This window comes from Janthinobacterium sp. NKUCC06_STL (assembly GCF_019345455.1).
GTDB lineage: Bacteria > Pseudomonadota > Gammaproteobacteria > Burkholderiales > Burkholderiaceae_D > Janthinobacterium > Janthinobacterium rivuli.
This window is the reverse complement of sequence record NZ_JAHKQY010000005.1, coordinates 267,932-292,072: the sequence shown is the minus strand read 5'-3', so window position 1 is coordinate 292,072 and position 24,141 is coordinate 267,932. Positions and strand designations below refer to the sequence as shown.

The following is a 24,141-nucleotide window of genomic DNA, read 5'->3' as shown; positions in this document are numbered from 1 at the left end:
CTCAGGACTTCGCTTTGTAGTTGCGCACAGCCGTCAGGCTGTCGGACAAGGTTGGCATCTCGATGGCCAGGTTGCTGCCCTGCACCTGGCGCAGCAGGGCTTGCGCCGTCTGCGTGCTCTTGGCGCGGGTGTCGAAATACTTGGCCAGCGCATCCTGCGCCGCGATCAAGTCGTTGCGGAAAGCCGTTTCATTGCGCGACAACAAGGCCATGCGGGCATTGAGCAGGCGCAGCTTGACGTTTTCACGCAAGAAATACGATTGCGTCGGCGACAGCATCAGCGCTTCCGGCGTATCGACACGGCGGATGCGGATCAACTGGCGCACGTCGGCCCACATGTCGCCGCTCCAGGTATTGAAACCGTCGCGCACTTTTTGCAGCAGCGGTTCCGGCGCCGGCGGCCCTACCAGCTTGCCGGCGGCATCGCGCACGGGCTTGGCCTTGCCGTTTTTTTCCGGCGCGGCCGGCAAGGCCGGCGTTTCGTCGGACAGCATCGGCAGGGAGTCGACCTGGGCGATCACGGCGTCGAGGCGCAGGGCCACGCCCGTCGAATCGACGCTGGGCAGGGCCTTGAGTTTTTCCATGTCGCGCCCGATGGCGCGGCGGATGGTGATGAATTGCGGCTTGTCGGAACGCGACAGGCTGCGGTCCGCATTTTGCAGGGCGATCAGCGCGCCAGGCACGTTGCCGGCCAGTTGCAGCTGCTGGCTGGCCGTCGACAGCACTTGCTCGATTTCCGTCAGCGCCCACTCGTCGCGGTTCTTCGACAAGTCGTTATACAGTTGTTCCAGGGCCAGCTGCTGGCTTTGCGTTTCGCTCTGGCGGTTTTCCAGCGCGCCCACCTTGATTTCCAGCTCTTTCGTGCCTTCTTGCACGTTGCGCGCCAGCACGCCCGTTTCGGCGTTGCTGACGTCGCCCTTTTGCAGGCGCTTGGCCACTTCTTCGCGCAGGTTGCGGATCTGCTTGCTGGTCGACCAGCTTTGCGCAGCCAGCAGCACGGCCAGCACGATGACGGCGATGCTCATGGGCTTTTGCAGCTGTTCCAGCAGGGTCGGCGCGCGGCCGGCAGGTTGGTCGGCCGCCTGCGGCGCCGTCTTCACGGCGCTGCCAGGCGTTGCATTCGGTTCGGAGAGTGTAGGCATTTCGTTCATGGTCGTGATTGTAACGCGGCGAGCACTCCTGCGTCGCCTGATCCTGTCAGGGTGACACGGGCGAAACCCAGGGCCGCCGCCGTTTGTGCAATGCGGGCGTGCGGCACGATCAGATGCTGCTGTTGCATTTTCACAACAGCCGTCTTTTCAGCATCCATTTGGCCCAGCAGCGCCAGCAAACCGCGCAGCGCTTCCGAGCTGGTGATGATCCAGTCATTATTATGCTGCAACAGATTTTCCAGGGTCGCCCGCAAGGCCGGCGTCAGCGTCGGCACCTTGCGCCGGTACGCCGTGATGAACTCGACGTCGGCGCCGGCCGCGCGCAAGCCGTCGGCCAGGTAATCGCGTCCGCCATCGCCGCGCACGATCAGCACGCGCTTGCCGCGCAGGGCCGGCAAGTCCAGCGCCAGCAATAAATGTTCGGAATCGCTGCGCGCCGTGTCCAGCGGACTGGTAATGCTGGCGTTCGCATCCGTGACGCCATGCGCGGCCAGGGCCATCTTGCTGCCCTCGCCCACCACCGCCAGCGGCAAGCCTGCCGGCCAGGCGGGCAGGTGCGCAAAGACGCAGTCGATGGCGTTCGGCGAGACGAAGGCCACCAAGTCATATTCCGCCAGGCGCGCCAGCACGGCTTGCAGCTGCGCGCATTCGTCCGCGCCGTCAAGCGCGTGGATTTCCAGCAGCGGCAGCAGCTGCACGGGCAAGCCCAGCGCCGCGATCCTGGCGGCCAGCGGCCCCGCTTGTTGCGCAGGCCGCGTGATCACCACGGTGTCAGGCATGCGGCGCCAGGCCTTCATGGTTGTCGGGTGTGACGGCACACGAGGCGAGGATGCCGGCGGCGTCTTGCCCGCGCAGCAGTTCGGCCACCTGCTCGCCCAGCTGTTCCGGTGCGCTGGCCTGGCCACTGACGTCTGCGCTGGCCATGCGCGCGCCGTCCGGCGTGGCGACCATGGCGCGCAAACGCATCTGTTCGCCTTCGACGGTGGCGAAGGCGGCCAGCGGAATCTGGCAGCTACCGCCGAAAATCTTCGATACCTTGCGCTCGGCCGTGACGGCTTGCGCCGTGGCCGCGTGGTTCAGCGGCGCCAGCAGGCGCACCAGGTCGGCGCCGTCAGCACGGCCGCTGCGGATTTCGATCGCCATGGCGCCCTGGCCAGCGGCCGGCAGACTGTCTTCCGGCGCCAGCACGGCGCGGATGCGCGACGCCAGGCCCAGGCGTTTCAGGCCGGCGGCGGCCAGGATGATGGCAGCGTAATCGCCACGGTCCAGCTTGCCCAAACGCGTATCGAGATTGCCGCGCAGGGGCAAAATCGTCAGATGCGGATAGCGCGCGGCGATCAGCGACTGGCGGCGCAGGCTGCTGGTGCCGACCACGGCGCCATGCGGCAGCTCGGCCAGGCTGGCGTAATCGTTCGACACGAACGCGTCGCGCGGATCTTCGCGCTCGAGGATGGCAGCCAGGGCAAAGCCTTGCGGCAACTCCATCGGCACGTCTTTGAGCGAATGCACGGCCAGGTCGGCGCGGCCTTCTTCCATCGCCACTTCCAGCTCCTTGACGAACAGGCCCTTGCCGCCTACCTTGGACAGGGCGCGGTCCAGAATCTGGTCGCCGCGTGTGGTCATGCCGAGAATTTCAACGCTACACTGCGGATACAGGGCGGCCAGACGCGCACGCACGTGTTCAGCTTGCCACATGGCAAGACGGCTCTCGCGCGTGGCGATCACCAGGCGGGCGGGAATAGTCAATTCGTTCGGGGTCAATTCGGATGCTTTCAAAACAAGTTCTTTCGCTGTGGCTGTCGTTGTCATTATCGTTGCCAATTCGCCCGCCCGATATCAATTTGTATCGGAATGGCGCCCGGCGTCGCTATAATCGTTATCCCTTGGCCTAAACGGCCAAGTCAGGCTAGCGTCCATGTTGAAGACCACAAATTTTATCATGCGCCCCCTCCCCTCTGCGGCCAAACGCCCGGTGCGATCCACATTCCCTTGCTTTTACACTTACTTTGGTTCTTTATTATGCTCAATGACGCAGTAGCACCAGAAATAGTTCCAGCGGCCGGCTCCGACAAGGACGCGCCGCTGAAAGAAGACATCCGCCTGCTGGGCCGCCTGCTGGGCGACGTGCTGCGGGAGCAGGAAGGCGACGCCGTCTTCAATGTGGTGGAAACCATACGCCAGACGTCCGTGCGCTTCCGCCGCGAAGCGGACGCGGACGCCGCGCTGGAACTCGACGCCATGCTCAAGGAACTGAGCCGCGAACAGACGATTTCCGTCGTGCGCGCCTTTTCCTACTTTTCGCACCTGGCCAACATCGCGGAAGACCAGCACCACATCCGCCGCCGCCGCGCCCACCTGCTGGCAGGATCCAGCGCGCAAAAGGGCAGCGTCAGCTTCGCCCTGAAAAAACTGCGCATGGCCGGCGTGCCGCGCAAGACCGTCGACACCTTTTTCCAGGACGCCCTGATCGCCCCCGTGCTGACGGCCCACCCGACGGAAGTGCAGCGCAAGAGCATCCTCGACGCCGAGCACGACATCGCCCGCCTGCTGGCCGAGCGCGACCTGCCGCAGACGCCGAAAGAACGCCACGCCAACATGCAGCTGCTGCGCTCGCGCGTCGCCACCCTGTGGCAGACGCGCATGCTGCGCTACTCGAAGCTGACGGTGGCCGACGAGATCGAAAACGCCCTGTCCTACTACCGCATCACCTTTTTGCGCGAACTGCCGGGCCTGTACGACGACATCGAGGACGACATCGCCGCCGAGTACCCGAACGGCGATGGCACGATAGACCCGATCAACGCCGCCTACGTGCAGATGGGCAGCTGGATCGGCGGCGACCGCGACGGCAATCCAAACGTCAACGCAGGCACCATGCAGCACGCGCTGGCGCGCCACGCCACCACCATCCTCGACTTTTACCTCGACGAAGCGCATGCGCTGGGTGCGGAATTGTCCGTCTCGACCCTGATGGTGGGCGTGAGCGCCGAACTGCAGGCGCTGGCCGACCAGTCGCCGGACGCTTCGCCGCACCGCAGCGACGAGCCATACCGCCGCGCCCTGATCGGCATCTATGCGCGCCTAGCCGCCACGGCCCGCGCGCTGGGCGCCACCAACATCCTGCGCAAGGAAGTGGGCGCGGCCGCCGCCTATCCGGACGCGGCCGCCTTTGTGGCCGACCTGCGCACCATCGTCGCTTCGCTCGAATCGCACCACGGCGCCGCCCTCGTGCGCCCGCGCCTGGCCACCCTGGCGCGCGCGGCCGACATCTTCGGTTTTCATCTTGCCTCGCTCGACATGCGCCAGACTTCCGACGTGCACGAAAGAGTGCTGGCCGACCTGTTCGCGCAAAGCGGCGTGGCCGACGACTACTCGGCCCTGTCCGAGGAAGACAAGCAGGCGCTGCTGCTGAATGAACTGGCCCAGCCGCGCCTGCTGTACTCGCCCTACATCAGCTATGCCGCGGAAACGGATTCCGAGCTGGCGATTTTGCGCGCGGCGCGCGACATCCGCCAGCGCTACGGCGCGCGGGCGATTCGCAACTACATCATTTCGCACACGGAAACCGTGTCCGACTTGCTGGAAGTATTGCTGCTGCAAAAGGAAACGGGCTTGCTGCGCACCGACTGGCAAACTGGCGACAGCAGCTGCGAGCTGATGGTCATCCCCCTGTTCGAAACGATACCCGACCTGCAGCGTGCGGCCGGCATCATGAGCCAGGTCATGGCCCTGCCCTTGGTCAAGCAATTGATCGCCAAGCAGGGGCAATTGCAGGAAGTCATGCTCGGCTATTCCGATTCGAACAAGGACGGCGGTTTCCTCACGTCGAACTGGGAACTGTACAAGGCGGAACTGGCGCTCGTCTCCGACTTTCAAAAGGCCGGCGTCAAGCTGCGCCTGTTCCATGGCCGCGGCGGCACGGTAGGCCGTGGCGGCGGACCCAGCTACGAAGCCATCCTGGCCCAGCCGCCGGGCACCGTCAACGGCCAGATCCGTTTGACGGAGCAAGGCGAGATCATCGCCTCGAAGTTTTCCAATGCGGAAATCGGCCGGCGCAACCTGGAATTGCTGGTCGCCGCCACCCTGGAAGCGAGCCTGGCGCCGCAGGAAGCCAATCCGGCCCGTAACGGCCAGCTGGCGCAGTTCGAAGCCGTGATGGCGGAACTATCGGACCTCGCCTATCACGCCTACCGCCACCTCGTGTATGAAACGCCGGGGTTTACGGAGTATTTCTTCTCGGCCACACCGATTGCGGAAATCGCCGAACTGAACCTCGGCTCGCGCCCCGCCTCGCGCAAGGCCAACCAGCGCATCGAAGACTTGCGCGCCATTCCCTGGGGCTTTTCCTGGGGCCAGTGCCGCTTGCTGCTGCCGGGCTGGTTCGGCTTCGGCAGCGCCATCGAGGCCTGGATCAAGCAGGCCGACGGCGCCGCGCAGGATGACAAGATCGCCACCCTGCGCGCCATGTACGCCGAATGGCCATTCTTTGCCACCCTGCTGTCGAACATGGACATGGTGCTGGCCAAGACAGACCTGGCGATCGCCTCGCGCTATGCGGAACTGGTGGCGGACCAGGACTTGCGCGAACGCATCTACAAGCGCATCACGGACGAGCATGGCAACACCTTGCGCTGCCTGGAGCTGATCACCGGCAATACCGAGCGCCTGGCGGGCAATCCGCTGCTGGCCCGCTCGATCCAGAACCGCTTCGCCTACCTCGACCCGCTGAACCACTTGCAGGTGGAATTGATCAAGCGCAACCGCGCGTTGTCCAGCGCCAGCAAAGTCGACGAACGGGTGCACCGCGGCATCCAACTGTCGATCAATGGCGTGGCGGCCGGCTTGCGCAACACGGGCTGATAAGGTCGCATTGCCATCGGCAAACAGGGCCGGCACCGCAAGGGCCGGCCCTTTTGCTTGCTCGATGGCAAAATATTCTCAAGAAAGCAACAATTGGTATTACACTAGCGGTTGACACTTTACCCTCTCCGGCGCCAAGCGCACGGCAGGGGCCAACCATGACGCCAGGGACGCGGATGAGCAAATGGTCGATTGAAACGCTGGGTGCGGCATGCGCCGCCCTCATCCTGATCATGCTGGGCTGGCTGGCCGGTGCGGCCTGGCAGCAACTCGACTTCTGGGAACGTGTCTGGCTGTCGCTGCTGCTGGCCGCCGCCGCCAGCACGGCCGTGTGGCTGATGCGCACGCTGCGCGCCCACCTCGCCTGCACGCGCCAGCAGCTCGACGCCAGCGCCATGCGCTACCGCCACCTGAGCGAAACGGCACAGGACGGCATGTGGCAAACAGACGCGCACGGCCGCATCCTGCACGTCAACCAGCGCCTGTGCGACATGCTGGGCCTCCCCGCCGAGCTGCTGCTGAACCATTCCATGGATGAATTCCACGACGAGGCGACCTTGCTGCGCCTGTGTCCGCTGCGCCAGACAGCCACGGATAGCTGCATGGGAGAACTGCATTACCGGCACAGCGACGGCTCGGAACGCTGGGCCATGATCAGCGGCCGCTGCCTGTACGACGCGCAAGGCAGCCTGACGGGCGCCCTCGTGCTGGCCAGCGACATCACGGAACACAAGCGGGCCGAACACGCCTTGACCGTCGCCCATGCGGAGCTGGAAAGCCGCGTGGCCCTGCGCACGGCCCAGCTGCTCGATGTCAATCTGCAGCTCTCCGCGGAAATCGCCATGCGCGCGCAAACGGAAGCGGCCCTGGCGCGCAGCGAAGAGCGGCTGCAGGACATCATTTCCATGATGCCCCTGTCGCTGTTCCTGAAAGATGCCGATTCGCGCATCGTGCTGATGAACCAGGCCTGCGAGCAGCAATGGGGCGTGTGCCAGCAAGACATCGCCGAAGGACGCGACTTGCAACATTTCCCCAAGGAACAGAACATGGGATTCCACGCGGCGGACCAGGAAGCCTTTGCCAGCCGCAAGGTGGTGATCCGCGAAGAACTGGTGTGGAATGCGCAGATGCAGGAAAACCGCCTGGTGCAGACGCACAAGAAACCCGTATTTGACGACGATGGCCAGCCGCAGATGATCATCGCCATGGCCATCGACATCACGGAAAGCAAGCGCAACGAGGAGAACCTGCAGCGCACCCTGGCCCAGCTGCGCGAACTGAGCGACCACCAGCAAACCATCAAGGAAGAAGAAAGGCGCCGCATCGCGCTCGACATCCATGACGACCTGGGCCAGAACCTGATGGTGCTGCGCATCGACGTGTCGCTGCTGCACGCGCGCACGGCCAGGACCCACCCGCGCCTGCACCGCCACACCCAGCGCGTGCTCGACACCATCGACGCCACCATCCGCTCGGTGCGCACCATCATCAATGACTTGCATCCCAGCACCCTGGAGCTGGGACTGGGTCCGGCGGCGGAATGGCTGATACGCCAGATGGAAAGCCGCGGCGCCATCCGCTACCGGCTCTCGCTCGACAGCGAAGCGCCCGACCTGGGCCTGGACCAGCGCCAGACGTCGGCCATCTTCCGCGTGCTGCAGGAATCGCTGTCGAACATCGTGCGCCACGCCCAGGCCAGCGAAGTGGAAGTGGCGCTGGCGCAGGATACGGACGCCATCGTGCTGCGCATCAGCGACAACGGCATCGGCATGCTGCCGGGCGACCACGGCAAGAAGGCTGCCTTCGGCCTGAAAAGCATCCGCGAACGTGTCCACGCCCTGGGCGGCGAGCTGCGCATCGACAGCCAGGCGGGCCAGGGCACGGCGCTGGCCATCCGCTTGCCGCGGGCCAGGAAAAGCGCGCCGGCCGGGCATGACGAAATACAAAAATTAGCAAAAACAGTAGTGAATTAAGTATGCATTTTTAGCATTAAAAAGTATAGTTAGTTTTTTTCTTGAGGAAACTATCATGCTGCCACGGTACTCCTGCTTCCCCGCCCCACTGCTCGGCCTGTGCCTGCTGGCCGCCGTCTCCACCGCCAGCGCCACCGTCTATGCCGAACGGGGCTTTGGTGAAAAGGATGGCAATGGCAGCATCGCGTCCGACCTGAACCCGGCAGGGCTGGTGGCCGGTATCATCATGGAAGAGGAAGGACGGCGCCGCGCCGTGACCTATCAGCATGGCCGCCTCCGCGAACTGGGCACCCTGGGTGGCAATGAAGGTTTCACCAAAGCCATCAATACCCATGGCGTGGTGGTGGGCTCGGCGCAGACGGCCAGCGGCGCCTGGCATGCCTTCCGCTTTGAAGCAGCAGGCGGCATGCGCGACCTGGGCACCCTGGGCGGCAACAGCAGCTATGCCACGGCCATCACGCGCGACGGCATGATCGCCGGCTATGCCGATACCAGCGCCGGCGATTTCCACGCCTTTGTGACGAAAGCCGACCTCAGCCTGCAAGACCTGGGCACCCTGGGCGGCGCCAGCAGCTATGCCAGCGGCCTGAACACACATGGCGTGGTGGTGGGCACGGCCCAGCGCGGCGACGGCTACCGCCGCGCCTTCGTCTACCGCCCCGGCACGGGCATGCAGGAAATCGGCACCCTGCCCGGCGGACGCATCAGTTCAGCCACCGCCATCAATGACGCGGGCCTGATCGTGGGCGCCTCGGAAACGGAGAAACGGCGCTGGCACGCGTTTGCCTGGGACGGCAGGCGCATGCTCGACCTGGGCGCCATGATCGGCCAGGGCGACAGCTACGCCACGGCGGTCAACGCGGCCGGACACGTCGTCGGCAGCGTCAACATCAACGGCTTTGAACCGATGACCTTTGTCTACAAGGAAGGCGTGATGACGGTGCGCCGCCGCGACGACGGCCTGTACCTGACCAACAAGATCACGGACGCCGGGCTGGTGGTCGGCGCCGTCTACACGGGACATAAATTCCAGGCCTTCGCCGTGCCGTCGCAAGCGGCGCCCGCACCGCAGCGCAGCAATCCATTGGACTGGCTGTTCCTCACCTTCATCCTCGGTGCCAGCGGCGTGGCACTGTACCAGCTCCGCGCCGGCCTGCGTGGCCAGCGCACGTATTTCATGTAAGCCAACGCTAGGGATGGACGAAAAAAAAGAGGCTTGCGCCTCTTTTTTTGTTTGCTTGCCCTACGCTTAGTTTTGCGTCAGGAAGGTTTTCAGCTTGTCCGAGCGCGAAGGCTGGCGCAGCTTGCTCATGGCTTTCGCTTCGATCTGGCGGATGCGCTCGCGCGTCACGTCGAACTGCTTGCCCACTTCTTCCAGGGTGTGGTCGTTCGACATTTCCACGCCGTAACGCATGCGCAGCACTTTCGCTTCGCGCGGCGTCAGGGAATCGAGCACTTCCTTGATCACGTTGCGCATCGATGCGTGCAGCGCGGCGTCCAGCGGCGCCAGGGTCGTGTTGTCTTCGATGAAGTCGCCCAGTTGCGAATCGCCATCTTCGCCCATCGGCGTTTCCATGGAAATCGGCTCTTTCGCGATCTTCATGATTTCGCGCACCTTGTTTTCCGGCATTTCCATCTTGACGGCCAGGGTCGCCAGGTCCGGCTCGCTGCCCGTTTCCTGCATGATCTGGCGCGAGATGCGGTTCATCTTGTTGATCGTTTCGATCATGTGCACCGGCACGCGAATGGTGCGGGCCATGTCGGCGATCGAACGCGTGATGGCCTGGCGGATCCACCAGGTGGCGTAGGTCGAGAACTTGTAGCCGCGGCGGTATTCGAACTTGTCGACGGCCTTCAGCAAGCCGATGTTGCCTTCCTGGATTAGATCGAGGAATTGCAAGCCGCGGTTGATGTATTTCTTGGCGATCGAAATGACCAGGCGCAAGTTGGCGACCGTCATTTCGCGTTTCGCGTGACGCGCGCGCTTTTCGCCGGCAGCCATCTGCTTGTTGATCTTGCGCAAGTCAGCCAGCGGCAGGGCCACGCGCGCTTGCAGGTCGATCATCTTCTTTTGCAGTTCCTTGACGGCAGGCACGTTGCGGCTGAGGATGGCGCTGTACGGATACTTGCAATCAACTTCGCGGTCAACCCATTCCAGATCGCATTCATTGCCCGGGAACACCTTGATGAAGTGGGCGCGCGGCATGCCGCATTTGTTCACGCACAGTTCCAGCACGGCGCGCTCGATGTGGCGTACTTCTTCCATCTGGCCGCGCAGGGTGTCGCACAGCTTTTCCACGACCTTGGCCGTGAAGCGGATGCCCAGCAATTCCTGCGAAATGGCTTCCTGCGCCTTGATGTAGGCTTTCGAGTTGTAACCCTCGGGCGCCTTGCGCATCTTGTCGTACTGCGTCGAAATGACGTTGAATTTCTCCAACGCATTCTTTTTCAGCTGGGCCAGCTGCTCGCTGGAGAAACCGGCCGCGCCGCCATTGGCGTCGCCGTCTTCTTCTTCGGCTTCTTCTTCCTCTTCCTCGTCGTCACCGCTGGCGGCAGCGGGCGCGGCGGCAGCGGCGGGCGCCGGGGCATTGCTTTCGTTCAAGTCGACAAAGCCGTCGACCACTTCATCGACCTTGATTTCGTCGCGCGCGATTTTTTGCGACAGCGCAACGATTTCGCCGATGGTGGTCGGGCAGGCGGAAATGGCCTGGATCATGTCTTTCAGGCCGCCTTCGATGCGCTTGGCGATCTCGATCTCGCCTTCGCGCGTCAGCAGCGCCACGGCGCCCATTTCACGCATGTACATGCGCACGGGGTCGGTGGTGCGGCCGAAGTCGGAGTCGACGGTCGACAGGGCGGTCGCGGCAGCCGCTTCCACTTCATCGTCGCTGGTGACGGTGGCGACGTTGTCAGTCAACAACAGGCTTTCCGCGTCAGGGGCGCGCTCGTAGACGGCGATGCCCATGTCGTTGAAAGTGGCGATGATGCCTTCGATCGCTTCCGGATCGATGATGTTTTCCGGCAATTGGTCATTGATCTCGGCATAGGTCAGGAAACCGCGTTCCTTGCCCATGTTGATCAGGCCCGTGATCTGCTTGCGGCGGCGTTCCAGGTCCGCTGCCGACGCTTCCGGATCGCCCAGTGCATCGGCCAGGCCACCCTTGGCCTTGCGGTCGCGCGCTTTCGACACGGCCTTCAGTTCGGCGCGTTCGACGGCGTTGAGTGCTGCCACTTCATCGTTTTCCGGCGTGAATTCGCTAGGCTTGCGGCCACGGCGGCCTGGTACCTTGACGGTTGGCAGGAAGTAATTCGACGTGTCGATGGCGGCCAGGGCGTCGGCGTCCGTGGTCTTGCTGACCACTTGCGCGCCGGTGATGATGGTCACGGGCGCCGCTTCAGGCTTGGCGCGCACGACTTTCGAACGGGCTGCCGTCACTACTTTATTCGTGGCGGCGCTTTCGCTGACCTTGCGCGGCGCGGCCGGAGCCTTGGCGCCGGGGGCGATCTTCACGCTCGGCGTTTTGGCCGGTGCCGCTTCAGCGGCCTCGGTCACGTCGGCAACAGCCTCGGCGGCCGGGGCGCTGACGGCCGCTTCCGCAGCCGTTTCGGCCGCTGGCACGGCAGCCAGGCGCGAGCGGCTTTTCTTCACCACGGTGACGACGGTCGGCGCCGTCGTGACGGTGGCTTCCGGATTCGCTTGCGCATTATCGATGAAGTAAGATAAAGTCGTTTTGGGTACGGCAAGTGGCGCCGCGGCTGGGCGTGGCGCCTTGGCGGACAACGTTAAAGTTTTTGGCGTATTCTTCATGAGATATCTCTTAATGCGAGACCAGATGGTGTCGGCGCGAAGTGAATGATTCCACCTAAGCCTGCGAAACCGGACTCGATGGAGCGTATTGTTGCGGCTACCGTGTTAACGGCAGCGGCGCCTGTCTATCGGGACGTTCAAAGCCCGCGCATCCGTCATGGGGAGCGGCGGGCCGAAGCCGGGTCAGATAAATAAGCGATGTACATTGCGGAATGAAAAAAAGCCCGTACCAGAACGGGCTTGAATCTATTGTTGTTCAGTGAAGACACAGCGGAGAGCAAGATTATGCACGACGGCCAGTTATCTGGATAATTGATAAACAAAATATCTGATATCAAAAATACTAATAATTGGGGGCCTGCACCGCACTGCTCCTATCCCCTGCACACCTGAGCCAGACCTTTAAAAACAGGGTCCAGTCATCAGCGCAAGCCGACATTATACACATTTCCCGCATTTCGCGCTGTGCCGGCTGTCGCGCGCAGCCGCTTATTGCAGGTCAAGTTGCCAAAAAAGACAATGCACTTGCCTGTGGCGCGTGCTATGCTCCCCTTTTATAGCCCAACCAATGATGTCGATGACCAGCTCCACGCCAGACCAGCAAGCCACCACTCCTGACACGCCAGTCGATGCAGCCCCAGCGGCGGCACCGGCCGCAGCGACCACGCCGGCGCCAGCCGGCCTGACCGCGCGCGCCCTGCTGAAGCAGTTCCAGGAGCAATTCCCGCCATTCCGCGATTGCCTGCCCTTGTCGATCGGTATCGACAAGCAGATCCTGGCGCGTCTGCCGGACCTGGACCGCAAGCTGATGCGCACGGCGCTGGGCATCCACACGGGTTCGCTGCGCTACCTGCGCGTGATGGAAAAAGCCAAGGTACGCTACGACCTCGACGGCACGGCCGGCGCGGAAGTGACGCAAACCCACCGCGACCACGCCACGCAAGTATTGCAGCAGCGCTTCAAGAAGGAAGCCGAGCGCAAGAAAGCCGAACGCGACGCGGCCGCCGCCGAAGAAGCGAACCGCCTGCGCCTGGAAAAACTGAATCAGCTGACCGCGAAATTCTCGCGCAAAGGCTGATCCGGTTTCATGGACACAGCTGCCGCACCGCCACTGCCCCCGTATCAAGGCATCGCCCTCGACCACGTCAAGCTGGTACGCACCAGCGATGATGCACAGGCGGCCATGGCCGCCCTGCTGGCAGCGGACGCCATCGGCTTCGATACGGAATCGAAGCCGACGTTCGTCAAAGGCGAGTCCTCCACGGGACCGCATTTGATCCAGCTGGCCACCGACGACATCGCCTACCTGTTCCAGGTGGGCAGCACGCCGGCGCCGGCCCTGGCGGAACTCAAAGCCATCCTCGAATCGACCACCACCCTGAAAGTGGGTTTTGGCCTGTCCGACGACGTCAAGCGCCTGCGCAACAAGCTGGGCATCGCACCGGCCCAGGTGCTCGACCTGTCCGTCGCCCTGCGCGGCGGCCAGCGCAACGATCTGGGCGCGAAAACGGCCGTGGCCAAATTCTTCGGCCTGCACCTGCAGAAATCGAAAAAGATCTCCACCACCAACTGGGCCACCTCGCGCCTGACGGAAAAGCAGATTCTGTACGCGGCCGACGATGCGCAAGTAGCCCTGCGCGTGTACCGCCGCTGGATCGCCGACGGCGGCAAGGTCGCGCCGCAAAAAGCCCCGCGCCCGGCCGCCGCGCCACCGGCAGCGCCCGCTTCCCCGGCCTGATTCCACCGTCCATCGCATGCGCAAGAAAAACAGCACCGGTACCAGCGCCGCAGCCATCGCCGCAGCCGAGCAGGCACTGGGCCGCCCGTTGCCGCCATCGCACGCGGCATGGCTGCTGGACAACAATGGCCGCGCACTGGGCGCACTGACCTTGTTTCCCGTCTACGATGCGGACAATCCGCGCAAGACCTGGGAATCGATAGACCGCCACTACCGCGAAGGCTGGCAGGCATGGCTGGACAACTTCGCCGGCAGCGGCATCGATCACGCCAGCCTGCTGCCCTTCGCGCAATTCGGCACGGGCGACTACTATTGTTTCGACTATGCCCAGCCTGGGCCATCGGGCGAGCCGGTGGTCGTGTTGTGGTCGCACGAAACAGGAACCTCCAGCACGGTGGCGCCCGACTTTAGCGCCTTTCTCGCCCTGCCCGGCCGTCCCGGCTGACTAACCCTACGGCGCCAGTTGCTGCGCCGCCAGCCGCCCCAGCGCGGCGATGGCCGCCTCCAGCTGCGCGCTCCACGGGTGGCCGTAATTGAGGCGGATGCAGTGGCGAAACGCGCGCGTAGCGGAAAAGATGGGGCCGGGCGCGATGCTGATGCCGGCCGCCAGCGCGCTGCGGTGCAAGGCCAGCGCATCGATACCGGCAGGCATCTCCACCCAGACAAAATAACCGCCCTGCGGCCGCGTGACCCGCGTGCCGGGCGGAAAATGCACGGCAATGGCTTGCAGCATGGTATTTTGCTGCGCCGCCAGGGTCAGCCGCAGTTGGCGCAAATGGCGGTCATAGCCGCCTTGCGCCAGGTAATCGGCCAGCGCCATCTGCAGCGGTATCGGCGCCGACAGGCTGGTGGTCAGTTTCAGGCGCTCGACCTGCCGCGTGTAGCGGCCCGCCACGGCCCAGCCCAGACGAAAGCCGGGCGCCAGGGTCTTGGAAAACGAGCTGCAATGCATGACGAGACCCGCGCTGTCGTGGCTTTTCGTCAGGCCCGGACGCTGCTTGCCAAAGTACAGCTCGCCATACACGTCATCCTCGATCAGCGGCACGCCATGGCGCGCCAGCAATTCAACCAGTGCGCGCTTCTTTTCCGGCGACATCAGGCTGCCCAGGGGATTCTGGAAATTCGTCATCAGCCAGCACGCCTTGGGCTGGTGGCGCTGCAGCAATTCTTCCAATGCCGCCAGGTCGACGCCGTCGCGCGGGCTGGTGGCAATTTCCACCGCCTTGAGTTCCAGCCGCTGCAGCGCCTGCAGACACGCATAGAAGCTGGGCGACTCGATCAGCACCGTGTCGCCGGGCCGCGTGACGGCTTGCAGGCACAGGTTCAGCGCTTCCAGCGCGCCATTCGTGATGACGATGTCATCGCTGGAAACGGGCACGCCGCTCTGCTGGTAGCGCAGGGCGATCTGGCGGCGCAGCTCGGCATTGCCCAAGGATAAATCCGTGACGGTGCTCCACGGGTCGAGGCGGCGCATGCTGGCCGACACGGCGCGCGCCAGTTTTTCCATCGGGAACAGGTGCGGACTGGGAAACGCCGAGCCGAACGGCACGATATCGCGCGCCCCCACGGCGCCCAGCACCTCGAACACGAGGTCGCTGACGTCGACGGTGGTGCTGGCGTCGAGCGGATGGGAACTGTCCGGCTCGGGCGCCAGCGCGGCGCGCTGCGGCGCCACGTAGTAGCCGGAGCGGGGCCGCGAGACGATCATGCCGCGCGCTTCGAGCAAATAATAGGCCTGGAATACCGTCGACGGGCTGACGCCCCGGCGCGCATGCTGCTGGCGCACGGAAGGCAACTTATCGCCAGGCAACAACAGCTGCGTGCTGATCATGGCGGCCACTTCTTCCGCCAATTCCTCATATCGTTTCAACCCTGCTCCTCAAACTGATCCGTAGTTTTATTGCACAACTGATCCTGTCACAGTGACAGCACCCGGTATATGCTAGGGTAACAACATCCGGGCAGCAACACCGGCACGCGACACAGACCGACAGGTGATCTTCCCATGCGACTTTCCATGCTACTGCATTCTCCCCTCGCGCTGGTGCTGGCCATCGCCGCGCCCACTGCCATCTCCGCCAGCCACGACAGCCTGGAGCAGCGTATCAAGGCGTGCACGTCTTGCCATGCGCAACAGGAAAAGCACGACGCCTTCTTTCCCCGCATCGCCGGCAAACCTGCAGGCTACCTGTACAACCAGCTGCTGAACTTTCGCGAGGGACGGCGCCAGTATCCGATGATGAACTATATGGTGGAACACTTGCCTGACGATTATCTGCGCGAAATCGCCGACTATTTTGCGGCGCAGCACCCGGCCCCGCCGCCGGCACAGCCCAGCAGCGCCGGCGCGACGGCCCTGGCGCGTGGCAAGCAACTGGTGCTGCACGGCGACGCCGGCAAAAAGATTCCCGCCTGTATCGCCTGCCATGGCCAGCAGCTGGCCGGCGTGGCGCCCGCCATCCCCGGCTTGCTGGGCTTGCCACGCGACTATATCAATGCCCAGCTGGGCGCCTGGAAGAATGGCATCCGCCGCGCCCACGCGCCCGACTGCATGGCGCAAGTGGCGCAGCGCCTGTCGGACGCGGACGTGGGCGCCGTTTCGGCCTGGCTGGGCACGCAAGTGGCCAGCGCCGACGCACGCCCCGCCAGCAGCATCGCCCTGCCCTTGCCGCTGCATTGCGGCGGCGTACCGGGCTCCAGCGCGCAGGTGGCGCCATGAAAAAATGGATGATCGCGGCGGGCTTGCTGCTGATTGCCGGCGGCAGCGCCACATTCCTGCTGTATCCAGCCGACGACCTGGGCCCGCCCGCCGTGGCCAGCACCCTGAGCCAGGAACAGCTGGTCGCGCGCGGCGCCTATCTTGCCAAGGCGGGCGACTGCATGGCCTGCCACACGACGCGCGGCGGCGTGGCCTACGCGGGTGGCCGGGCCTTGCAGACGCCGTTCGGCAAGGTGCTCTCGCCCAACATCACGGCCGACAAGGAAACGGGCATCGGCAGCTGGACGGCCGACGATTTCTGGCGCGCCATCCACAACGGCAAGTCGAAGGATGGCCGGCTGCTGTATCCGGCCTTTCCGTACACCAACTACACCAAGGTGCAGCGCGAAGACAGCGACGCCCTGTACGCATATTTCCAGAGCGTACCGCCGCACAAGCAGGCGAACGCGCCGCATGCGCTGCGCTTCCCCTACAACCAGCAGGTCGCGCTGGCCGCCTGGCGCGCCCTGTATTTCAAGCCGGGCGTGTACCAGCCGCTCACAAACAAAAGCATGGAATGGAACCGCGGCGCCTACCTGGTGCAGGGCCTGGGCCACTGCAGCGCCTGCCATAGCAGCCGCACCACCCTGGGCGGCAGCGACGACGGCCTGTCCGGCGGCCTGATCCCAGTGCTGGGCTGGTACGCGCCGTCGCTGACGTCGGACGCGGAAGCGGGCCTGGGCGACTGGGACACGGCGCATATCGTGGAATTGCTGCAAACGGGCGTGTCGCCGCGCGCCACCGTCTTCGGCCCCATGGCGGAAGTCGTGCGGCAAAGCTTGCAGCACATGAGCCACGCCGACGTGCAGGCGATGGCCGTCTACCTGAAGAGCCTGCCAGGCCCGGCGCAGCCCGCGCAACGTTCGCCGCGCGACACGTCGGAGCAAGCCACGCAGCAACTGGCGCTGGGCGCGAAACTGTATGAGGCGCAATGCGCGAGCTGCCACCAGGCCGACGGCAAAGGCGTGCCGCCCGGCTATCCGCCGCTGGCCGGCAACCGCGCGCTGACGACGGAGTCGGCCGTGAACGCCATCCGCCTCGTGCTCAACGGCGGTTTCGCGCCCGGCACCCGCGGCAACCCGCGCCCCTACGGCATGCCGCCGTTCGGCCCCGTCATGGATGACGCGGAAGTGGCGGCCGTGGTGACCTATCTGCGCGCGTCGTGGGGCAATGATGCGCCGGCCGTATCGGCGCTGGAGGTGAATAAATACCGCAGCGTGCCGCTGGAGTAAGATCGTTTGACGATTATCTCAAATTGAGATAATCTGAGAATGATGGCATTACTTCGGCATGCATATGCGCATCGTCGCCAACAAAGCTTTGATGGATTTCGCCAGCAGGCATCCGCTGGCGGGAGAACCCATGCAGGCATGGCGCAAGATCATCGAATCGCGGTCATTTGCCAATTTTGCTGTGATGAAGTCGACATTTAACGCCACCGATCATGTTGGCGATTACTATGTTTTTAATATTGGCGGTAACAAGTACCGGATCATCGCCGCGATTCACTTCAATCGCCAGTTGCTGTTCATCCGGGAAGTGCTGACGCATAAGGAGTACGACGCATGGAAACCTTGATGCATCGTGAAATGATTACAAAAATCACTGTCCACTATCAAGCCTTGTCCAAACTGGTCCCTTTGCAGGCGATTCCTGATGCGGCCGCTTATGAACAAGCTGTCAGCGTATTGCATCAACTATTGGATGCCGGGGCGGCCGATGAAACGCACCCTTTGGCCGGGCTGGTTGACAGTGTCGGCCGGCTGATAGCCGATTACGACCAGGAACATTTTCCACCGCCCCCCGTCTCGCCTGCGGCCACGCTTCGCCTGTTGATGGAACAACAGGCGCTGACACAATCCGACCTGCCGGAAGTGGGAACCCAAGGCGTCGTGTCTGAAGTGCTCAACGGCAAGCGGGATCTCAATGTGCGGCAAATCAAGGCTCTGGCGCAACGTTTCGACGTCCCCACCAGTGTTTTTATTGCATGAGCTCGTAAAAAAACCGGCGCCGGTTTTTCATTTCAAACAGCCGCTTTCAGCGGAACTTGCTTTTGTGCCCCGTCTTCAAATCCAGCGCATAACGCACGCCATTGTCCGTCAGCATGACTTCATCGGGCGGCTCCTCGCCGGCCAGGGCGCCGTCGATCAGGGGCAAGCCTTCACCCTTGCGCATCAGGTCGTCGCAGCGCTCGTACACATTGGCGCAGCCGGTGGAGGCCATCAGCGATTGCACGATGGCCACTTTCCATGCGTCGACGCCGCCGGCGTTGAATTCGCAGATCAGATAGCCTTGCACGCCGCCGAACAGCTGCACCACCAGGCCCGGCAAGCCCTCGTCTTCGCCCTTGATCAGGGTCAGCAGCTGGTTTTCGCCCGCCTTCTTGATGGCTGGCAGTTTTTTCTCGATGGCGGCCTTGACCCGGCGCTTGATCAGCGCGTGGTCGACCGGTTCGTCTTCCTTGAAGCTCCAGATGCGCGCGCGGATCTGCGACTTCGAATTGTAGGCGGCGCGGGCGATGAATTGCTTGGAGGAGCTTTGCACGATGGCCGTCGAGCCGGGCTTCATTTTTTCCTGCGGCTTGCCTTCGACTTTTTCAATCGCGGACGCGTAAATCCACGATTGGCCCAGCAAGCTCTTTTCCTTGCCCTGTTTGATGGTGATGATCAGCATGTAATTCCAGTAGTGTGAGCGGCGCGTGCCGCTCGTCGTATGTCCAATACCGGCATGATACCTCATGCCATCCTGTCGCATCCTTCTGCATTCCATGCCACCGCTGGCGCAGTCTGTCGCAGGACGGTACGCGGGCGCGGCCGGCTGGCATACCATGCAAGTATACCAATTCAAAACAGGGAGCAAGAATGACACAGCCACTTTTCCACCGCCGCCACCGCCGCCACGCCAGCGCCGCGATCGCCCTGCTGCTGGCCGCCTGCGCGCTGGCCATCCCGGCCGCGCCGGCGCTGGCGTCGCCGCTCGACTGGATTTCCGGCAACAGCATCCAGGGCAGCGGCAAGCTGCAAAAGCAGACGCGCGACGTGGGCAGCTTCCACGCCGTGGCGCTGAACGTGCCGGGCACGGTTGAGCTGCGCATCGGCAACACGGACAGCGTCACCGTCGAAGCGGACGACAATATCCTGCCGCTGATCGAGACAGCCGTGGAAAACGGCACCCTGCGCATCCGCCCCGTCAAGCGCAACGCCAACTTCCGCCAGAGCAGCCTGACCATCGTCATCCAGGCGCGCCAGGTGGAGCGCATCAGCGTGGGCGGCTCGGGCAACATCACGGCAACGGGCTTGCGCGCCGAGAACCTGCGCTTCGACGTGGGCGGCTCCGGCTCCATCAATGCACGCGACCTCGACAGCCGCCAGGTCTCCATCGCCATCGGCGGCAGCGGCAGCTTCAAGGCCAGCGGCAAGACGGAGCAGTTGACGGCCTCGATCGGCGGCTCGGGCAATATCGAAGCGGGCCGCCTGGCCGCGCGCGAAGTGCAGGTGAGCATCGGCGGCTCGGGCGAAGCCACCGTGTGGGCCAAGGACGACCTGGCCATCAGCATCGGCGGTTCTGGCGAAGTGAGCTACTACGGCGATCCGCGCATCAGCCGCAGCATGCAGCGTTCGAGCAGCATCCGCCGCCTGGGCAGCGCGCCGAATTAAGCACCCGCAATGACAAAAGCCCGGAGCGATCCGGGCTTTTTGCGTTTCAGACAGCCGACATCAGCGGGCCGGCTTGACCGGTTCGCGGTCGATCAGGACCGTGTTGACGCTGTCCGTTAGCCAGATCTGGCCATCCTGGATCGTGCATTGCAGTTGCATGTTGCGCTGCGCCAGCTTGCTCATGTCCTGCGCCGCTTCCGATGGCAGGTTGATCACGGTCAGATTCTTCGCCCGTTCCAGTTTGTTGGCGATCTGTTTCCACCAGATGTGGCTGGTTGCGCCATAGCTGTAGACGATCACCTGCTCCGAACGCCCGCAGGCCTTCAGGATGCGCTTTTCGTCGGGCTGGCCCACTTCGATCCACAGCTGGATGGCGCCCGTCAGGTCTTTCTGCCACAGGTCGGGCTCTTCCGTATCGAACAGGCCCTTGGTGAAGGTCAGCGCCTCGTCGGCATGGATGGCGAACGCCAGCAGGCGCACCATCATGCGCTCGTCCGTCTCGGACGGGTGGCGCGCCAGGGTCAGCGCGTGATCCTGGTAGTAATTGCGGTCCATGTCGGCGATCTGCAGATCGGCTTTGAAAATTGTTGCTTTGAGGGCCATCGTGTTTCTGTCTCGGTAAAGTGAAGAGTGAAGTCGGTATCAGCGGAAGACCACGGTCTTGTCGCCATTTTTCAGGATGCGGTGCTCGACGAACCATTTCACGGCGCGCGCCAGCACCACGCACTCGACGTCGCGGCCGATGGCCGTCAGGGTCTCGGCATCCATCGCATGGTCGACGCGCTCGACGTCCTGCTCGATGATCGGGCCTTCGTCGAGGTCGCCCGTGACGAAGTGGGCCGTCGCGCCGATCAGCTTGACGCCGCGGTGATGCGCCTGCGCATACGGCTTGGCGCCCTTGAAGCTGGGCAGGAAGGAATGGTGGATATTGATGGCGCGGCCATCGAGCGCCTGGCACAGGCCCGGCGACAGGATTTGCATGTAGCGCGCCAGCACCACCAGGTCGATCTTGTGCGTGTCCATCAAGTCGATGATCTTCGCTTCCTGCGCCAGCTTGGCCGCTTCCGGCGCGCCGGCCGCCAGCGGCAAGTGGTGGAAGGGAATGTTGTAGCTGGCCGCCAGCTGGTAGAACTCCATGTGGTTCGACACGATGGCGGGAATTTCCACGTTCAGCAAGCCGCTCTTGTAGCGGAACAGCAAATCGTTCAGGCAATGGCCGATCTTCGACACCATCAGCATCACGCGCGGCTTGACGCGCGCATCGTGCAACTGGCCGTGGAAGGGGCCATTCAACTGCATGGCTTGCGACAGGTCGGCGAAGTCGCTGCGCAACTGGGCGTCGCTGACGGCGCCGTCTTCCAGCGCGAAATGCACGCGCATGAAGAACAGCTGGGATTCCTGGTCGCCGAACTGGGCGGAATCGAGAATGTTGCAGCCGCGTTCGGCCAGGAAGCCGGAGACGCGGTGCACGATGCCGCGCTGGTCCAGGCAGGACAGGGTCAGGATGTATTCGGGATGCGTCATGGTCGCGGAATCAGGTAAAAAGTAAGGCGATGCTCGGCTCAGCCACGCGCGCCGGCCATCGGCTGCGCTGCCGCGAGCCGGCTATTGTCGCACGGCCGGGCCTGTAAACCTGCATTTTCCACACAGCCATCATGGCGGACGCGACGCGCCATCTCATTCGCGTTCGTTTGATCTGGCGCAAAACCATCGCATTTTTCAAGCAGCCAGGGGCCATTCGCGCCTTAAACGGCCTCCTGGCGTGGAACCTGGCGCGCCATCCGGCGTCTATCTCTTTGCTTGTTTCACCATACGTCGCATCCGGTACACCGGGTGTTTTTTGGATCCGTTTTTCATTGAGGTAGAACATGTTCCCAAACAGTATGCCCCCCAGTTTCAGCCCCGCCCTGAAGTCCCATCTGGAGGCCCAGTGCAATTTCGCCACGGAACTATCGCGCAAGATGTTCGATACGGCGCAGCAACTGAGCGAGCTGCATTTGCGGCTGGCACAAGACTTGCTGCAGGAATGGAGCAACGCCAGCCAACAACTGCTGTGCGCGCGCGACTCGGGCGAATTCATGTCGCTGGCTGCTGGCCAGCTGCAACCAGGCGGCGTGAGGCTGCGCCAGTACCAGCAGCAGCTCGGCAATCTGGTCGCCAATGCCAATGTCGAGATGAACCGCACTGCGGAAACGCATATCCCCGAAGCGAGCCGCACGGCCGTCGCCTTCGCGGACGAAGTGGTGCGCAAAACCGCCGAGGAAACGGAAAAAGCCACGCAGCGCCAGCGTGAAATGATCGAAAAAATGCACGCCGCGGGCCACCGCAATGGCGCCGGCCACAGCCGCGACACCAGCAGGCAATCCGATCAGACGCATTGAGCACTTGAGTTGAACACCTGAGTTGAACACTAGACCCCACTCGACAGCAAGGAGAGCGACATGGCTAACAATCAAGGTAATGAACAGGGCAAAGGCACTGGCAGCAGCCAGAAAGCCGGCGAATCAGGCAGCGGCAAAGGCACAAGCAAGCGCGGCTTTGCCGCCATGAACGAGGAGCAGCAGCGCGAAATCGCCAGCAAGGGCGGCCAGGCAGCCCATCAAAAGGGCACGGCCCATGAATTCGACTCGGAAGAAGCACGCCGGGCCGGGCAGAAAGGGGGCGAAGCCGTCAGCCGCAACCGCGAACACATGGCGGAAATCGGCCGCAAGGGCGGCGAAAGCCGGCAATCGGCCCAGCGCGCCAATGAAAACCGCAGCAGCACGGCGGCACGCAGCGGCAGCACTGTCCGGCAGGGTAACAAGGACGAGGACGACAAGGGCTGATCCGGGGCTGCTCTGGCGGCCCCATGCAAGGGCTGGGGCAGCGCGTGGCGCGGCGGTATGGTACATTCTCGCCTTACCGACACCTCCGCGCCCCGCCCCGCCCTTCCCCGCATGCAGCCATCCCTGAAATACCTGAGCGCCTATTCCGAACAAACGCAAGCGCAAGTGCAGCAACTGATCGCGCAAGACAAGCTAGGCGACGTCCTGTTGAAACGCTATCCGAGCGCGCACGATGTACGCAACGACAAGGCTTTATACCAGTATGTACAGGACTTGAAGAATGAATTCCTGCGCAATGCCGAGCCTATCAACAAGGTGGCGTTCGACAGCAAGATCCATGTGATCCAGCACGCGCTGGGCTTGCATACCTCGATCTCGCGCGTGCAGGGTGGCAAGCTCAAGGCCAAGCATGAAATCCGCGTGGCCACCATGTTCAAGGAAGTGCCGCTGGAATTCCTGCGCATGATCGCCGTGCACGAACTGGCACATGTGAAAGAAAAACAGCATGACAAGGCGTTCTACAAGCTGTGCACGTATATGGAACCGCAATACCACCAGTACGAATTCGACGTGCGCCTGTACCTGACCCAACTCGACCTGTCAGGCCAGCGCCTGTGGTCATGAAGTCCTGACCATAACGGGCCGATCCTGAAGTCCACGAAACAATGCCGCCCAAGGTATCCACTGGGCGGCATTGTTCGGTATGCGCCGGCGGGGCCGGCAGCAAGTTCAGATTCAGGCGGCGTTCTTGCGGCGGCGCAGGAAGGCCAGCAGGCCCAGTCCGCCCAGCATCATGCCGTAGGTGGCAGGTTCCGGCACGGCGCTCACGCTGGCGGCGATATTGTCGACCTGGAAGGTGTGCAAGGCGCCTTCCTTCCACGATGCCGACAGCAGGTTGTTAAAACCCGTAAACGTGTAATCGCTGAAGGTATGGCTGCCATCGAGGCTGAAGGTCTGGCTCACCGTGCCGCCGCCCACCTGATGGCCGACGAAGGTCACGTCGTAGGCGCCAGGCAAGCTCACGAAGTCAGCCAGACTGATCGAGCTCAGCGAGAAAGCGGCGCCGTCGGTACGACTCAAGGTTGTCGTCGTCAGGAGCGTGGCGCCCAGGCCGGCCGAGCCAGCGTAGGCGAAGTTGCTCTGATGCGCAGAACTCAACAGGCCCAGGAAGCTGCTGTCGAAATCGTAACCGCTTTCCGAGTAGGAGTTGAAGACGGATCCGAGGATGCCGGGGTGTTCCAGCGCATCGAAGCCGATAGTGGTGGTTTGTGCGTGGGCGCCGCCAGCGGCGAGAATGGCGGCGACAGCGGTCGCGCGCAGGAAGGTCATGGTTTTCAAAATAGCATCCTTTCAAGATGATGAAGTAGCGAGGT

General features: G+C 63.3%; 23 protein-coding genes. 14 read left to right on the top strand and 9 right to left on the bottom strand.

The features are described from left to right. Window position 1 precedes the first annotated feature (1 nt). From KO539_RS18580 to hemC, 3 genes are read right to left on the bottom strand one after another with little or no spacing between them, the layout of a single operon-like run. Window positions 2–1,150 (bottom strand): uroporphyrinogen-III C-methyltransferase, encoded by a 1,149-nt coding sequence (locus KO539_RS18580; RefSeq protein WP_219310868.1) that lies wholly within the window; start codon window positions 1,148–1,150, stop codon window positions 2–4. Then, a complete protein-coding gene (locus KO539_RS18575) occupies window positions 1,147–1,929 on the bottom strand; it encodes a uroporphyrinogen-III synthase (RefSeq protein WP_219310867.1) in 783 nt (260 codons plus the stop codon). Before KO539_RS18575 ends, KO539_RS18580 begins: the two co-directional genes overlap by 4 nt. Beyond that, on the bottom strand, window positions 1,922–2,926 hold the full coding sequence (gene hemC, locus KO539_RS18570) for a hydroxymethylbilane synthase (RefSeq protein WP_152598882.1): 1,005 nt from the start codon (window positions 2,924–2,926) through the stop codon (window positions 1,922–1,924). Before hemC ends, KO539_RS18575 begins: the two co-directional genes overlap by 8 nt. Before the next feature lie 243 nt (window positions 2,927–3,169). Here hemC and ppc point away from each other — a divergent pair, with 243 nt between their 5' ends. The 3 genes from ppc to KO539_RS18555 all read left to right on the top strand — a co-directional run bounded on the left by ppc (window position 3,170) and on the right by KO539_RS18555 (window position 9,166). Beyond that, window positions 3,170–6,010, top strand: coding sequence for a phosphoenolpyruvate carboxylase (gene ppc, locus KO539_RS18565; protein ID WP_219310866.1), 2,841 nt, complete (start codon window positions 3,170–3,172; stop codon window positions 6,008–6,010). A 176-nt stretch (window positions 6,011–6,186) separates the two neighbouring features. Continuing rightward, the gene (locus tag KO539_RS18560) at window positions 6,187–7,983 is read left to right on the top strand and encodes a PAS domain S-box protein (protein WP_219310865.1); all 1,797 of its coding nucleotides are present in this window, start codon (window positions 6,187–6,189) and stop codon (window positions 7,981–7,983) included. A 55-nt stretch (window positions 7,984–8,038) separates the two neighbouring features. After that, entirely contained in the window at window positions 8,039–9,166 is a 1,128-nt protein-coding gene (locus tag KO539_RS18555; protein WP_219310864.1) for an HAF repeat-containing protein, read from the top strand. A 66-nt stretch (window positions 9,167–9,232) separates the two neighbouring features. On the opposite strand, the gene rpoD is transcribed toward KO539_RS18555, so the two are convergent. Further along, window positions 9,233–11,791, bottom strand: coding sequence for an RNA polymerase sigma factor RpoD (gene rpoD / locus KO539_RS18550; RefSeq protein WP_035826456.1), 2,559 nt, complete (start codon window positions 11,789–11,791; stop codon window positions 9,233–9,235). A gap of 568 nt (window positions 11,792–12,359) precedes the next feature. Between rpoD and KO539_RS18545 the strand changes: the two genes are divergently transcribed. From KO539_RS18545 to KO539_RS18535, 3 genes are read left to right on the top strand one after another with little or no spacing between them, the layout of a single operon-like run. Then, window positions 12,360–12,869, top strand: coding sequence for a ProQ/FINO family protein (locus KO539_RS18545; protein WP_034758713.1), 510 nt, complete (start codon window positions 12,360–12,362; stop codon window positions 12,867–12,869). Window positions 12,870–12,878: 9 nt separating this feature from the next. Beyond that, complete coding sequence (locus tag KO539_RS18540) at window positions 12,879–13,529, top strand: 3'-5' exonuclease (protein WP_219310863.1); 651 nt, start codon at window positions 12,879–12,881, stop codon at window positions 13,527–13,529. A 16-nt stretch (window positions 13,530–13,545) separates the two neighbouring features. Further along, entirely contained in the window at window positions 13,546–13,974 is a 429-nt protein-coding gene (locus tag KO539_RS18535) for an SMI1/KNR4 family protein (protein ID WP_219310862.1), read from the top strand. Window positions 13,975–13,980: 6 nt separating this feature from the next. On the opposite strand, the gene KO539_RS18530 is transcribed toward KO539_RS18535, so the two are convergent. Then, window positions 13,981–15,399: a PLP-dependent aminotransferase family protein gene (locus KO539_RS18530; protein WP_219310861.1), complete on the bottom strand. Its 1,419-nt coding sequence runs from the start codon at window positions 15,397–15,399 to the stop codon at window positions 13,981–13,983. Between the two features lie 147 nt (window positions 15,400–15,546). Here KO539_RS18530 and KO539_RS18525 point away from each other — a divergent pair, with 147 nt between their 5' ends. From KO539_RS18525 to KO539_RS18510, 4 genes are all read left to right on the top strand, one after another. Further along, window positions 15,547–16,248, top strand: coding sequence for a c-type cytochrome (locus KO539_RS18525; RefSeq protein WP_257626349.1), 702 nt, complete (start codon window positions 15,547–15,549; stop codon window positions 16,246–16,248). Beyond that, complete coding sequence (locus KO539_RS18520) at window positions 16,245–17,519, top strand: cytochrome c (RefSeq protein ID WP_219310859.1); 1,275 nt, start codon at window positions 16,245–16,247, stop codon at window positions 17,517–17,519. Before KO539_RS18525 ends, KO539_RS18520 begins: the two co-directional genes overlap by 4 nt. A gap of 64 nt (window positions 17,520–17,583) precedes the next feature. Then, a complete protein-coding gene (locus KO539_RS18515; RefSeq protein ID WP_035828903.1) occupies window positions 17,584–17,865 on the top strand; it encodes a type II toxin-antitoxin system HigB family toxin in 282 nt (93 codons plus the stop codon). After that, window positions 17,853–18,278 (top strand): type II toxin-antitoxin system HigA family antitoxin, encoded by a 426-nt coding sequence (locus KO539_RS18510; protein ID WP_099402639.1) that lies wholly within the window; start codon window positions 17,853–17,855, stop codon window positions 18,276–18,278. Before KO539_RS18515 ends, KO539_RS18510 begins: the two co-directional genes overlap by 13 nt. 46 nt (window positions 18,279–18,324) lie before the next feature. On the opposite strand, the gene KO539_RS18505 is transcribed toward KO539_RS18510, so the two are convergent. Then, complete coding sequence (locus KO539_RS18505) at window positions 18,325–18,960, bottom strand: SAM-dependent methyltransferase (RefSeq protein WP_034758744.1); 636 nt, start codon at window positions 18,958–18,960, stop codon at window positions 18,325–18,327. 188 nt (window positions 18,961–19,148) lie between these two features. Between KO539_RS18505 and KO539_RS18500 the strand changes: the two genes are divergently transcribed. Beyond that, a complete protein-coding gene (locus tag KO539_RS18500; RefSeq protein WP_219310858.1) occupies window positions 19,149–19,943 on the top strand; it encodes a head GIN domain-containing protein in 795 nt (264 codons plus the stop codon). A gap of 60 nt (window positions 19,944–20,003) precedes the next feature. Here KO539_RS18500 and KO539_RS18495 read toward each other — a convergent pair whose 3' ends face one another. Both KO539_RS18495 and purU read right to left on the bottom strand, forming a co-directional pair. After that, window positions 20,004–20,546, bottom strand: a complete 543-nt coding sequence (locus KO539_RS18495; protein ID WP_034758748.1) for a YaeQ family protein — start codon at window positions 20,544–20,546, stop codon at window positions 20,004–20,006. A 39-nt stretch (window positions 20,547–20,585) separates the two neighbouring features. Next, complete coding sequence (gene purU, locus KO539_RS18490) at window positions 20,586–21,467, bottom strand: formyltetrahydrofolate deformylase (protein WP_034786194.1); 882 nt, start codon at window positions 21,465–21,467, stop codon at window positions 20,586–20,588. Between the two features lie 344 nt (window positions 21,468–21,811). Here purU and KO539_RS18485 point away from each other — a divergent pair, with 344 nt between their 5' ends. From KO539_RS18485 to KO539_RS18475, 3 genes are all read left to right on the top strand, one after another. Next, a complete protein-coding gene (locus tag KO539_RS18485) occupies window positions 21,812–22,324 on the top strand; it encodes a phasin family protein (protein ID WP_219310857.1) in 513 nt (170 codons plus the stop codon). Between the two features lie 60 nt (window positions 22,325–22,384). After that, complete coding sequence (locus KO539_RS18480; RefSeq protein ID WP_219310856.1) at window positions 22,385–22,768, top strand: KGG domain-containing protein; 384 nt, start codon at window positions 22,385–22,387, stop codon at window positions 22,766–22,768. 111 nt (window positions 22,769–22,879) lie between these two features. Further along, entirely contained in the window at window positions 22,880–23,392 is a 513-nt protein-coding gene (locus KO539_RS18475; RefSeq protein ID WP_099402635.1) for a YgjP-like metallopeptidase domain-containing protein, read from the top strand. Between the two features lie 111 nt (window positions 23,393–23,503). On the opposite strand, the gene KO539_RS30275 is transcribed toward KO539_RS18475, so the two are convergent. Continuing rightward, window positions 23,504–24,097 (bottom strand): PEP-CTERM sorting domain-containing protein, encoded by a 594-nt coding sequence (locus KO539_RS30275; RefSeq protein ID WP_257626355.1) that lies wholly within the window; start codon window positions 24,095–24,097, stop codon window positions 23,504–23,506. Window positions 24,098–24,141: the final 44 nt, after the last annotated feature.